Annotated in this window: 14 protein-coding genes; 7 read left to right on the top strand and 7 right to left on the bottom strand. The window is 62.3% G+C overall.

Annotation, left to right across the window (positions count from 1 at the left end):
* The coding region (locus RIF85_RS11755) for a putative RNA methyltransferase (RefSeq protein WP_375164842.1) at positions 1 to 457 on the bottom strand (457 nt) is incomplete at its 3' end.
* A gap of 66 nt (positions 458 to 523) precedes the next feature.
* Here RIF85_RS11755 and RIF85_RS11750 point away from each other — a divergent pair.
* A complete protein-coding gene (locus tag RIF85_RS11750; RefSeq protein WP_309072092.1) occupies positions 524 to 2,539 on the top strand; it encodes a S9 family peptidase in 2,016 nt (671 codons plus the stop codon).
* Here the strand turns inward: RIF85_RS11750 and RIF85_RS11745 are convergent.
* The 4 genes from RIF85_RS11745 to RIF85_RS11730 form a co-directional block, all read right to left on the bottom strand.
* A complete protein-coding gene (locus RIF85_RS11745) occupies positions 2,536 to 3,165 on the bottom strand; it encodes a peptide deformylase (protein WP_309072091.1) in 630 nt (209 codons plus the stop codon). The two genes, RIF85_RS11750 and RIF85_RS11745, sit on opposite strands and share 4 nt — an antisense overlap.
* A gap of 4 nt (positions 3,166 to 3,169) precedes the next feature.
* Positions 3,170 to 4,417 carry an MFS transporter gene (locus RIF85_RS11740; protein ID WP_309072090.1) on the bottom strand — a complete coding sequence of 416 codons (1,248 nt, stop codon included), beginning with the start codon at positions 4,415 to 4,417 and terminating at the stop codon, positions 3,170 to 3,172.
* A gap of 72 nt (positions 4,418 to 4,489) precedes the next feature.
* Positions 4,490 to 4,912, bottom strand: coding sequence for a VOC family protein (locus RIF85_RS11735; protein ID WP_309072089.1), 423 nt, complete (start codon positions 4,910 to 4,912; stop codon positions 4,490 to 4,492).
* 143 nt (positions 4,913 to 5,055) lie between these two features.
* Positions 5,056 to 5,328 carry a DUF2277 domain-containing protein gene (locus RIF85_RS11730; protein ID WP_309072088.1) on the bottom strand — a complete coding sequence of 91 codons (273 nt, stop codon included), beginning with the start codon at positions 5,326 to 5,328 and terminating at the stop codon, positions 5,056 to 5,058.
* A gap of 115 nt (positions 5,329 to 5,443) precedes the next feature.
* On the opposite strand from RIF85_RS11730, the gene RIF85_RS11725 reads away from it, so the two are divergent.
* Together RIF85_RS11725 and RIF85_RS11720 are read left to right on the top strand one after the other, a co-directional pair.
* Positions 5,444 to 5,899, top strand: coding sequence for a DUF3054 domain-containing protein (locus RIF85_RS11725; protein ID WP_309072087.1), 456 nt, complete (start codon positions 5,444 to 5,446; stop codon positions 5,897 to 5,899).
* Entirely contained in the window at positions 5,896 to 6,177 is a 282-nt protein-coding gene (locus RIF85_RS11720) for an Lrp/AsnC ligand binding domain-containing protein (RefSeq protein WP_309072086.1), read from the top strand. Before RIF85_RS11725 ends, RIF85_RS11720 begins: the two co-directional genes overlap by 4 nt.
* Before the next feature lie 8 nt (positions 6,178 to 6,185).
* Here RIF85_RS11720 and trpD read toward each other — a convergent pair whose 3' ends face one another.
* The gene (gene trpD, locus RIF85_RS11715; RefSeq protein ID WP_309072085.1) at positions 6,186 to 7,244 is read right to left on the bottom strand and encodes an anthranilate phosphoribosyltransferase; all 1,059 of its coding nucleotides are present in this window, start codon (positions 7,242 to 7,244) and stop codon (positions 6,186 to 6,188) included.
* A gap of 149 nt (positions 7,245 to 7,393) precedes the next feature.
* Here trpD and RIF85_RS11710 point away from each other — a divergent pair, with 149 nt between their 5' ends.
* The 4 genes from RIF85_RS11710 to RIF85_RS11695 all read left to right on the top strand — a co-directional run bounded on the left by RIF85_RS11710 (position 7,394) and on the right by RIF85_RS11695 (position 11,725).
* The gene (locus tag RIF85_RS11710; protein WP_309072084.1) at positions 7,394 to 8,032 is read left to right on the top strand and encodes a heme-copper oxidase subunit III; all 639 of its coding nucleotides are present in this window, start codon (positions 7,394 to 7,396) and stop codon (positions 8,030 to 8,032) included.
* A 111-nt stretch (positions 8,033 to 8,143) separates the two neighbouring features.
* Positions 8,144 to 8,938: a cytochrome c gene (locus RIF85_RS11705; RefSeq protein ID WP_309072083.1), complete on the top strand. Its 795-nt coding sequence runs from the start codon at positions 8,144 to 8,146 to the stop codon at positions 8,936 to 8,938.
* A 74-nt stretch (positions 8,939 to 9,012) separates the two neighbouring features.
* Positions 9,013 to 10,038: a Rieske 2Fe-2S domain-containing protein gene (locus tag RIF85_RS11700; protein WP_309072082.1), complete on the top strand. Its 1,026-nt coding sequence runs from the start codon at positions 9,013 to 9,015 to the stop codon at positions 10,036 to 10,038.
* 1 nt (position 10,039) lies between these two features.
* The gene (locus RIF85_RS11695; protein WP_309072081.1) at positions 10,040 to 11,725 is read left to right on the top strand and encodes a ubiquinol-cytochrome c reductase cytochrome b subunit; all 1,686 of its coding nucleotides are present in this window, start codon (positions 10,040 to 10,042) and stop codon (positions 11,723 to 11,725) included.
* A 221-nt stretch (positions 11,726 to 11,946) separates the two neighbouring features.
* Here RIF85_RS11695 and RIF85_RS11690 read toward each other — a convergent pair.
* The coding region (locus RIF85_RS11690) for a UTRA domain-containing protein (RefSeq protein WP_309072080.1) at positions 11,947 to 12,364 on the bottom strand (418 nt) is incomplete at its 5' end.

The raw sequence follows: 12,364 nt of genomic DNA, 5'->3' as shown, positions 1-12,364 counted from the left end.
CCAGGCACAGCGCATCGGGGAGCAGCTTCGCCGCCCGCCTCAGGGCAAATTTCGAGATGTCGAGGGCGACGACCGCTGACACCGGCACCTGCCGTTCGAGTTCCCGAAGGTAATAACCAGTGCCGGCTCCGGCGTCCAGGACGACGGGATTATCGACCGCGCATTCCGCTGCTGCCCTGCCGACCGCGTCCGCAAGAGGGCTGAAGTGACCTCCGCCCAGGAAATCGATGCGCGCCTGAACCATCGCCGTTGTGTCAGCCTCGAAGCCGGTTCCCCTGCCCGTCAGGAGATTGAAGTAGCCCTGCCGGGCGGCGTCGAATCGATGCCCACGCTGGCACTGAAGCAGACGGGGCCTGCCCCCCTGTTGCGTGGATGTCTCCGACGTGAAGGTGGGACCTGCATCCAGCCGATCACGACAAACCGGACACATAAGAATATTTCCGGGGAATGAGGGCACCCAACCATCGTAGGTGTCGACGCTGCCGCTTTGAGCGGCGGCACCCAGCGGGCATAGTCTCGGACTGTGAAACCAAACACACTCAATTTGTTGAACTCCGTGGGCACACCCTCGCTCCATCCCGACGCCACTCGCTGTGTGGTCTCCGTGACCCGACCCGATTACGATTCCGACGCCGCCGTCGGCCAGTTGTGGGAGGTGCCGCTGGACAGCCGTTCTCCCCGTCGAATTACCCGGGGCTTCCGCGACACCGCACCGAAGTTTTCCCCAGACGGTGCAGTCATCGCCTTCCTGCGGGCTTCCCAGGGCGGCAAACCGCAGTTGTTCATTGTTGACAGCGGGGGAGGGGAGCCCCGGCAGCTCAGCGATCAACCCCTCGGCGTCTCCGATTTCGAGTGGTCTCCCGGTTCCGGGCACATTGTCTTCAGCGCACGAGTCCCGCAGGACGGTCGCTACGGAACCGTGGACGGCGTAGCAGCTGGTCAGGAGGATCCGCGACTGATCACCGGCTACAAGTACCAGATGAACGGCGTGGGCTATACCGGGGACAAACGAATTCAGCTGTTCCTCTTGGACGTGCCGGTTCTGGGGGAGGAGCCCTACATCAAGCCGGTGGGACGTGCGGCACGTTCCGCCGAAGAACCAGCATCAGGCGAATTTCCTTCGGCAAAGCAGCTTACAGACGCGGACGCTGACCATTCGGCGCCGCGCTTCGACGCTGAAGGGTCGCGCATCATCTTCAGCGCCGCCCTCGAACCCGACTCCGCAACCAGTCTCCGCTCGGACATCTACTCGATCGCGCTAGACGGAACGGACAGGCAGCGCCTGAGCAATCTGACCGGTGAGTTGCTCACCTGCGGGTCCCCGGTGCACAGCCAGGACGGCCGGTGGCTCTACTACCTCGGTAGCGCTCTCTCACCCACCGGTCTCGATTTCGTCGCCAGGAATACGGCCCTCTACGTCGCTCCGGCGGACGCTCCCGGTCAGCCTCGATTGCTGACCGATCCCGAAACCTTCGACTTGGGGGAGGTCAGCGAAGTCGTTCCGGCCGGCGATGGCGGAGTGCTGGTCTTCAATCGCAGGCGAGGAGCAAACGACCTCCTACGCATCGATCCGGACGGGACCTTGCAGACGCTTGCCGCCGGTGACTGCGTCGTGACGGGAGCCGCTACTACAGGTGCCACCGTCGTCGTCTCCTACACCGACCCGCTCACCATGGGTGAGGTCGCCCTCGTCGACGGCCGGGAACTGAAGCGGCTGACCGACTTCTCCGCAGGTCTCCGCAGCGAAACCACGATAGCCGAGCTGCGGGAGGAGACCTTCAGCGCTCCGGACGGCTACCCGGTCCACGGCTGGGTAATGGTTCCCGAAGGGGACGGCCCGCATCCGGTACTTCTCAACATTCACGGCGGACCATACGCCCAGTACGGGTGGGGCTACTTCGACGAGGCACAGGTGTATGTCGAGGCCGGCTACGCAGTCGTTATGTGCAACCCTCGGGGTGCCGCCGGTTACGGTCAGGAGCACGGCCGTGTCATCAAGGAGGCCATGGGAACAGTGGACATGCAGGACGTGCTCGCGTTCCTCGAGGGTGCAGTCCTGAAGTACACCCAGCTCGACGGCGACCGGCTGGGTGTAATGGGAGGCTCCTACGGCGGTTATCTGACGGCGTGGCTGGTTGCCAACGATCATCGCTTCCAGGGCGCCGTCGTCGAGCGCGGGTTCCTGGATCCGGAATCCTTCATCGGATCTTCGGACATCGGGTGGTTCTTCTCGGAGGCCTACACGGGCGCCGATCCCGAGAAAGTCCGTGCGCAGAGCCCGTATGCCCATGTGGACAAGGTGCGAACACCTACCTTCGTCATTCATTCAGAGGAAGATCTGCGCTGCCCGCTCGAACAGGCACAGCGGTATTACACGGCCCTGAAACGTCATGGGGTAGAGACGGAGATGCTGATTTTCCCGGGGGAGACGCATGAGCTTTCGCGATCCGGTACCCCCTGGCATCGGCGTCAGAGGTTCGAGCACATCCTCCGGTGGTGGGCAGACAAGCTGCCGAGCAAGAAGAACCAGCCTGCCTAGAAGTTGAGCGAACGCTGGGCCAGGTCGATCCCGGGCTGCGACCAGCGTTCGCTGTATGCGGCGCTACTCACGAGTGACCGTGTGTTCGCCTTATCGATGTAGATCACGCCGTTCAGGTGATCGGTCTCGTGCTGCACGATCCGTGCAGGCCACCCGGTGAACTGCCGCGTGGCCTGCACACCCTCAGGGGTCAGATACTCCAGCTGGACGGTACGGTGCCTCTCGACCACCGCCTGCCAGCCGCTGAAGGACAGGCAGCCCTCGAAGAATGACGCCGTGTCGCGTCCGACCGGCGTGTACGTCGGGTTAATGACGGCGAAGTATGGCAACGGCGGGCGCTCGCGGACCCGGGAAATCTCATCGGGCTGGGGGATGACGTCCTCGATGACGGCAATGCGCAGGGGGATCCCCAGCTGCGGGGCTGCCAGGCCGACACCGGGCGCGTTCTGCATGGCCCTGCGCATGGTCACCAGGAGTTCAGCCAGTTCTGCATCGTCCAGCTGACCGTCGAAAACAACCGACGGGGTCCGCAGCACAGGATCGCCCAGTTGGACGATCGGTGGTGCTGTTTCATTGACGACGTCGCGGACCCGGGCGCGGATTTCCTCGCGTGTGTAAGTGCCCATCGTCCTATCCTAGGGTCGACGCGCGGCTGGGCGGCGCGGCTCGCGGCACGCTGTAGAGGGCCAGGATGACCGCCAGCGCGTTGATCCCCGCGAGAACGAGGAAGGCTTGCGAGTAACTGCCGAGCATGGCGGCGAGGCCCGCTCCGACCCACGGTCCAAGCGCGGTCGCAAGAGCGATGGGCGATGCCAAGAGGGCGGTCAACCGGCCGTAATGCGCCGGACCCCAGCGGTCCGTGATGGCGGTTGCATGCAACAGGGTGAAGATCCCGCGGGTCACTCCAGCCGCCAAAGCGATGATGATCGCGGCGGTGAGGGTTTCTGCCAGGCCGAGCAGCGCCGTCGTTAACGCTGCCGCCAGCAGAATGGCCACAGTACGCGGTCTGAGGGGCAACCGCTCGAACAAGCCGTAACCGAGCCGGCCCACGACCTGACCGATCCCGCCGATTCCCAGCGCTGTCGCCGCAAGGGCAGTGCCGATTCCCCGTTCCGTCAGTAGCGGAACAAGGTTGACGACGGCCGCGAAGGAGGCGAGAGCGGTAAGGCTGACTGCGCCGACAAGCGCCGCAAACGGCAAACTCCGAATAATTTCCGACGGCGGTAGCTGGGTGAGCTGTGATCCGGACGAAGCGGTGTGGTTGGGCACCCACGGTCTTCTCAGCCCGAAAAAGTGCGCCGGGACGGTGACGATGAAGAGAAAGCCCGCCAGGATCAGGTACGTGGTGCGCCACCCGACGGCGGCGGTCAGAACTGCTGTCAATGGTGCAAAAACGGTGCTGGCCAGCCCGCCGACGATTGTGAGAATTGTCAGCGCGCGTGTACGGCGATTCGTCCACCACCGCGTCACCGCCGCGAAGGCCGGTGGATAGAGCACCATTCCCATGGCGATACCCGCCAATGCCCAACCGGCGAAGAACGTCGGCAGATTGCCCGCGATGGCTACCAGGCAGAGCGCCGGAGCAGCAAGGACGGATCCCAGCGTCATGACGGTGCGCGGACCGCGGCGGTCCAACACCCGGCCGACGACCAGCCCGGTGAAAGCCGAACAAGCCAATGCGGTAGAGAACGCTCCGTTCACGGCCGGCAGTGTCCAGCCGGTTGTCGAGCTGATCTCGCCCGCGAGGACCGGAAAGGCGTAGAACAGGATGCCCCAACTGGAGATCTCCGTCACGCACAGGACAACGAGGACAACCCGAAGGGAGACGCTGTGTTGACCCCTTCCGTGCGACGCTCCGAAAGTGCCGATAATCGACATTATGTCAACTAACCGAAAGAGGGCGGGACTGAACTCCAGCTCCGCCTCCCCCCGACGCAACGCTGACCAGGATTATGCCTGCGGCGGCGCACCGGCGATATTGACCAGCCAGGCCACGCCGAATTTGTCCGTGCACATTCCAAAGTGGTCACCCCACGGGGCAACTTCAAGTGGCACGGTCACCGATCCATCTCCGGCCAGGCGGTCCCAGTATCCCCGCAGCTCACTTTCATTCTCGCCGCTGAGGGAAATGGAGAATGTGTTGCCCGGGGTGTAGTCCATGCTGTTCGGGGTGTCTGCCGCCATGATGACCATCCCGCTCTCGGTGGTCAGCATTCCATGCATGATCTTGTCCAGCTCGCTCTCGTCTTCGCTGGCCTGGAAATCGCGGAACGTACTGAGCGTCAATTCGCCGCCGAAGACCGATTGGTAATAGGTCATCGCTTCTTTGGCGGTGTCACGAAAGCCAAGGTACGGGTTCAAGCGCGTGCTCATAACGGTCTCCTCGTGTCACTAGCGGAGGGCGACCGGTACCTCTGGTCAAGGCACGCTTACGGAGCACTCCGTGACCATATAGTGCACCACGGAGGGTTCTTCGCCCAGTACTGCGAGGGTTGGGGCGGCCCGCGTGATGGTAATCAGGCTGTGGCGAAACGGCGGGCCGAGCGCTCCTTCGCCTTGGCGGCCTCCTCGTCGCGGTCCTTCGGCGGCGCTGTGGTGACCAGTTCCGACAACAGCCTTTCAGTGATGAAGCCGATTTCCTCGACCGCGCGATCGAAAGCCTCCTGGTTCGCCCGGGACGGCTTGGTGGTGCCGCTGACCTTGCGGACGTACTGAAGGGCAGCCGCATGAACCTCCTCGCTGGTGGCTGCGGGCTCGAAATTATGAAGTGTCCTGATATTCCTGCACATGTTTCAAGGGTAGAACCCGGCTTGCTGCTATGGAACAGATCCGCTCGGGCTGCTGCGGTGCCCGCGCTGCGTGCGGAACGCCGGTTTCGGCGCCCGGAACCATTAGGCTGAATCCATGACGAGCGCAAGTGGCGGCGGGTGGGGCGTGCACAAGCGAGGCTACGTGCCCTGGCTCGCCGTCGACGTCGTGCTGATTGCCTTCTTCGCGCTCCTCGGCCGCCTCTCCCATTACGGGACGCTCTCGCCCCAGGGCATTCTGAGCACCGCGCTCCCCTTCCTCATTGCCTACGTCGCAGCCTCCTTGCTTCTTCGCGCGTGGCGACAGCCGACCAACGTGGTGCGGACGGCGATTCCCATGTGGCTTGTTACAGCAGGCGGCGGCCTGCTGCTTCGCGTTGCCCTGGGTGAGAGTGCGGCGCTGTCCTTCCAGATGGTCACACTCTGCGTTCTCGGAGTGTTTCTGGTTGTCCCGCGGAGCATTGCAGCACGAGTATTGAAGTTTCGAGGCCGCCACACGCAGCAGCGGCCAGCCCCCCACTCCCCCAGTCAGAACCAAGGAGCCGCCACATGATCACAGCTTTCGTACTCATTCAGACCGATGCTTCCCGCATTCCCGAATGTGCACAGGAGATCTCGGAGCTTGAGGGGATCAGCGAGGTGTATTCCGTCACCGGCGAGTGGGACCTCATCGCCATCGCACGGGTCAACCGCCACGAGGACCTGGCGGACGTCATCGCCGACCGGCTCTCAAAGGTGGAGGGCGTCGAATCCACTACCACCCAGATTGCGTTTCGGTCCTACTCGAATCACGACCTCGACGCCGCCTTCTCCCTGGGCTTCGAAGGCTGAACCCGAACCTACCCCCGGGTGACCGCGACCCACCGGTCCAGTGCGGCCTGCGCCGCGCCTGAGTCGATGGACTCCTGCGCGCGCGCCATGTTGGTCCGGATCCTCTCCACGAGCGGCGCCGAGTGCTCGGTGTCCAGTGCGGTGAGGCCTGCCGCCGCATTCAGCACGACGGCGTCGCGCACCGGACCGGTCTCCCCCGCCAACAGGCGGCGCACCACCTTCGCGTTGCTTTGAGCGTCTGAACCCCTGAGCGCCTCGACGGTTGCCACCGGCAGATCGAAGTCCCCAGGATGAACAGTTTGCTCCGTGGTGATCCCTCCGCGGACCTCCCAGACAGTCGATGAGCCGCTCGTGGTCAGCTTGTCCCGGCCGTCGCTTCCGCGGAATACCAGGGCGCGGATCCCCCGGGCCGCCAGGACCCCCGCCATAAGCGGAGCCATACGCTCGCTGGCACAACCGAGCGCCTGCGCTTCGACGCCCGCCGGATTACTGAGAGGGCCGAGGAAGTTGAAGGCGGTCGGAACGCCGAGTTCCCTGCGTGGAACAGCGACATGCCGCATGGATGGGTGGAACACCTGGGCGAAGCAGAAAGTGATGTTGGCTTCCTCGGCCGACCTGGCGACGTCGTCCACCGAAAGATCGAGCCGAACGCCCAGAGCCTCGATGACGTCAGCGGCTCCGGAAGACGAGGATGCACCGCGGTTGCCGTGCTTGATGACCCTGGCACCGGCACCCACCGCAACCAGGGAAGACATGGTGGAAATGTTCAGTGTGTTCAGCCCGTCTCCCCCGGTACCGACGATATCGAGCGCCGGCCCGGGAACGTTGATGCGATGGGCTCGGGCCAGCATTGCTTCTACGAGTCCTGTCAGCTCCGCGACCGACTCCCCTTTGGAGCGCAACCCGACGAGGAAGCCGGCAATCTGAGCGTGGGAGGCAATCCCCTCCATGATGGAATCCATTGCCCAGCGTGTTTGGGAAGCCGTTAGATCCTTCCCCTCAATGAGCTTCGAGATCAGCTGCGGCCAACTGGTTGCAGGGGCGTCCGGAGCAGAAATCGCAGTCACTCTCCTAGGTTATCTACGAATTGTAGAAAGTCATCCCGTTGTTACTCCCGCGCCATTACGGGCAACTCGTGCCCTCGGGGGTACCGACAGGGCACGCCGACGCTGTTTCGCATTGGTGAAGTGGGAACTTTTAGAGACATAATGTCAGGGTGACGACAGCGACCCATGCCCCCAGCTCCACTGCGCATCCAACACTCAACCGCCCGAATATGGTTTCGGTTGGCACCGTTGTATGGCTCTCCAGTGAACTTATGTTCTTTGCCGGACTCTTCGCCATGTACTTCACATTGCGCTCGACCTCCGGCGAGCTTTGGGCCGCCGAGACGGAAAAGCTCAACGTGCCGTTCGCCCTGATCAACACCATCATCCTGGTGTCGAGTTCGTTCACCTGCCAGATGGGCGTGTTCGCCGCAGAGCGCCTCCAGCCGCGCAGGGTCGGCGGAGTCTTGAACGTCGCGAAGTGGGGAATGGTCGAGTGGTACCTGCTCACTTTCATCATGGGCGCGGTCTTCGTTGCTGTGCAGGCCTACGAATACGCAGAGCTCGTCGCTGAAGGAATCTCCCTGTCAGCCAACGCCTACGGCTCGTCCTTCTACATCACCACCGGCTTCCACGGACTGCACGTGATCGGCGGCCTCATCGCCTTCCTGTTCATCATTGGACGCGCATACGCCGCGAAGCGTTTTGGCCACTTCGAGGCGACATCGGCGATCGTTACCTCGTACTACTGGCACTTCGTCGACGTGGTGTGGATCGGCTTGTTCATCATCATCTATTTCTTGAAGTAGATTTCTCTTGAACCCTTTTCTACCCGGGGTAGAATTAGCGTGGCGGTCGCGACGGTGGCTGACACCAATCGTTGAACGTATCAAGGCAATACAGAAGGCAGGAAACAGGACGTGAAGGCACTTTCGCAGAGGCGGCGTCACCCCCTGGCAGCAATAGCGCTGCTGCTCATGGGCTTGTTGCTAACAGGTGGCATCTACGCCGTCGCAAGCAACGCGAACGAGGCCAAAGCACAAACCAGCGTTTCCGCCAGCGACATCGAAGAAGGCGAGAAGCTCTTTGTCGCCAACTGCGCTACCTGTCACGGCATGGGCGCCGCTGGTACCGAAGACGGTCCGTCGCTCATCGGTGTCGGTGCTGCGTCGGTTGACTTCCAGGTGGGAACCGGGCGCATGCCGCTCCAGATGCAGGGCCCGCAGGCACTGCAGAAGCCGGTCCAGTTCACCGAAGAGCAGATCCAGCAGATGGCTGCTTACGTTGCATCCCTCGGCGCCGGCCCTGCCATCCCGAGCGAAGAACTGCTCGATACCTCCGGCGAGGAAGTCGACCCGGCCGCCGGCGGTGAGCTGTTCCGCGTGAACTGCGCCATGTGCCACAACGCAGCTGCAGCTGGTGGCGCTCTTACCCGGGGTAAGTTCGCGCCGACCCTCGAGGGTGTCACCGAAAAGCACATCTACGAGGCCATGGTGACCGGTCCGCAGAACATGCCGGTTTTCAGTGATGCGAACATCACTCCCGAGGACAAGCAGGACATCATTGCGTTCCTAAAGATCATTGAGGAACAGGGTTCCCCCGGTGGCGCGGATCTCGGTTCGCTCGGTCCGGTCTCCGAAGGTCTCTTCATCTGGGTAGCTGGACTCGGAGTGATCATCGCTTTCACTGTTTGGCTCACCTCCCGCTCCTCATAGCGGGCCGAGGCGCAGCAAAGAACTAGTTACACAGGATTGATGAGTGAAGTTTCTAAAGAAGGATGAGAGGGATCATGGCCGACCATAGTCACGGCAGCCCGGAAAACGCGGTTACCGTAGCTAAGCCCGGTCAGGGCAGCGTGCAGAAGTTCCAGGACCCTGGACTTCCGCCGCACCGGCCGCGCTTGGCTGACACAGATCCCCGCGCAGAGAAGCGCGCCGAGCGCCAGGTCGGGGTGCTTTTCCTGATCTCCATCCTCGGCACCCTTCTCTTCTTCTTCGGGTACTTCTTCATCCCGCTGGATCAGACGATCGGAACCCTCCGCCTGCAGAACCTTCTGCTTGGCCTGGGAACGGCTTTCGCAATGCTCGGTATCGGTGTAGGTATCGTCCACTGGGCGAAGACCCTCATGCCCGACCACGAGATCGCAGAGGATCGCCACGAGATCCGTCCGGAGGCTGATCGGGCAGATGCTGAGAAGATCGTCGGCGACATCCTCGAGGAGTCCGGAATCAAGCGTCGTCCGCTCATTCGCAACACCCTCCTGGGCGCCGGCGTCCTCGCAATCTTCCCTGCCATCGCAATCTTCCGCGACCTCGGTCCGCTGCCGGGAGACGTGCTGCGTCAGACGATGTGGGACGAGGGAGTACGCCTCACCCGCGACCCGAGCGGAACTCCGATCAAGGCCTCCGATGTGACCATCGGCTCCGCTTTCCACGTCATTCCGGAAGGTCTGAATGAGTCCGAGCACAAGCTGGAGGAGAAGGCAAAGGCAGTTGTCCTGTTGATGCGCCTCAACCCGGAATCGCTCAACCCGTCACCGGGACGCGAAGACTGGGGATACGACGGCATCGTCGCCTACTCAAAGATTTGTACCCATGTGGGCTGCCCGGTAGCCCTCTACGAGCAGCAGACCCATCACCTGCTGTGTCCGTGCCACCAGTCAACCTTCGACCTGACACAGGAATGCAAGGTTATCTTCGGCCCGGCCGCCCGTCCGCTTCCCCAGCTCCCCATCTCCGTTGATGAGGAAGGCTACCTGGTAGCGACGAGCGACTTCCAAGAACCCGTAGGACCAAGTTACTGGGAGCGTGGCTGACATGAGCAGCTCGGCAGCTGGACACCAGTACCAGCCCAAAACCAGCGTCGGCAAGATCACCAACTTCGTCGACACCCGCGTTGGCGGATCCGCCATTGTCAAGGAGTTCGGGCGCAAGATCTTCCCCGACCACTGGACATTCATGTTCGGCGAGGTTGCGCTCTACTCGTTCGTGATCCTGTTGCTCTCGGGCACATTCCTGACGTTCTTCTTTGACCCGTCGATGGCTGAGACTCACTACGATGGAAGCTACGTGCCCCTTCGAGGCATAGAGATGTCCATGGCGTACGCATCCTCCCTCGATATCTCATTCGATATTCGCGGTGGACTTTTCATGCGTCAGGTTCACCACTGGTCGGCGCTGCTCTTCGTTGCCGCGGTGTCCGTGCACATGCTTCGCGTCTTCTTCACCGGCGCTTTCCGTCGGCCCCGTGAACTCAACTGGGTAATCGGCGGTGTCCTGCTCATCCTGGCGATGGCCGCAGGATTCACCGGCTACTCGCTCCCCGATGACCTGCTCTCCGGTAATGGCCTGCGCATCATCGACGGCGTCGTGAAGTCGATACCCGTTGTGGGCACGTACATCAGCTTCTTCCTCTTCGGCGGTGAGTTCCCGGGCACGGTGATCATCCCGCGCCTCTACGTGCTTCACATCCTGCTCATCCCGGCAATGATCCTGCTCCTGATCGCAATTCACCTCTTCCTGGTGGTAGTTCACAAGCACACGCAGTTCCCTGGCCCGGGCCGCACCAACGACAACGTTGTGGGTTACCCGGTCGGACCGGTGTACGCCGCCAAGGCCGGTGGATTCTTCTTCATCGTCTTCGGCATCATCGCCGCCATCTCCGCCGCGTTCACGATCAACCCGATCTGGAACTACGGACCATACGACCCCTCCCCCGTATCTGCAGGCACACAGCCGGACTGGTACATCGGTTGGGTCGACGGCGCTCTTCGTCTCATGCCGGGCGTCCTGGGCAACTTCCCGTTCGAGTGGAACATCCCCCTTCCCTGGGGAACGAACACGCTCTCGTTGAACGTGCTCTTCCCGGCGCTCGTGCCGGCAGGTATTGTTTTCACGCTGCTCTTCGCGTGGCCCTGGATCGAAGCCTGGGTAACCAAGGACCGTCGTGAGAAGCATCTGCTCGACCGCCCGCGTAATGCCCCGACCCGCACGGGTATCGGCGTGGCAGGTGTCGTCTTCTACTGCGTGATGTGGGCAGCGGCCAGCTCCGACCTCATCGCCACCCACTTCATGGTGTCGTTGAACGACGTAACTTACTGGCTGCGTGCACTGGTCATCCTAGGACCGGTTATCGGATTCGTAGTTGCCCGTCGCATCGCTCTCGCCCTGCAGCGCAAGGATCGCGAGATCGTGCTTCATGGACGCGAGACAGGCCGCATTGTCCGGCTTCCGCACGGTGAGTTCATCGAGGTCCACGAGCCGGTGGACGAGTACAAGCGGTACAAGCTCGTCAGTTTCGACTCTCCCGAGGCTCTGACTGCCCAGCCGGATGTGAACGGCCACGTTTCGAAGGGCGAGAAGCGCCGCGCCCTGGCGTCACGCTTCTTCTTCGAAGACCGCGTGGCACCGGTAACGCCGGCCGAACTCGAGCAAGCCCACTCGCATGGGCATCACGGCGAGGTTGCCAGCGAACACGACAAGGCTTCTATCTCGAGCCACTAAGCGTCTCCTATAGCCATAGCAAAAGCGGGCGGGACACACTTCATCGTGTGTCCCGCCCGCTTTTGCGTTCTTGACGTTTTCCCTCATCGGATTGCGTTCACGGGAGTGCGTTCATTGATTGCGCCGGCTGAAGCGCTGCCAAGCGCTGCCACTTGGGCCGCTGCAGCAGTGACTCTGCCTCGCAGCGGGTGACGGATCGTTGCTGGACCAGACCAGACGCTTCAGTTGAAGCGCTTTGCGGTGTACGTTCGGGGTGTCCGCACCCCTGGACGCTGGAGGGGAACCCAAAGCTTGTATCTGTCCGCGCGGTAGTAGGAAACCGAATAGTCCACCATACTTCGTGCAACATAGGCATGACGCTGGATCTTCAACAGCGGTGCGCCCATTTCCACGTTCAACAGGCGGGCAATAGAGGGCGATGCGGCGGTCGCCTCCACCGTGTCCTCGCCCCACTCCATCACTAGCCCGTACCGCTCACTGAGCACGTTGTACAGCGACGTCGGTGGCTCATTATCGAGGATCCCTGGAACGCGGTGGGCAGGGATGAAGTTCTCGTCGACGCTCATAGGTTCGCGGTCGGCCAGCAACTGCCGCCGGAAACGTACAACGGGAGTACCCTGCTCAATCTTCAGCTCACGA

The organism is Arthrobacter sp., from assembly GCF_031179385.1.
Classification (GTDB): domain Bacteria; phylum Actinomycetota; class Actinomycetes; order Actinomycetales; family Micrococcaceae; genus Arthrobacter_D.
This window is presented reverse-complemented; position numbering and strand designations above follow the sequence as displayed.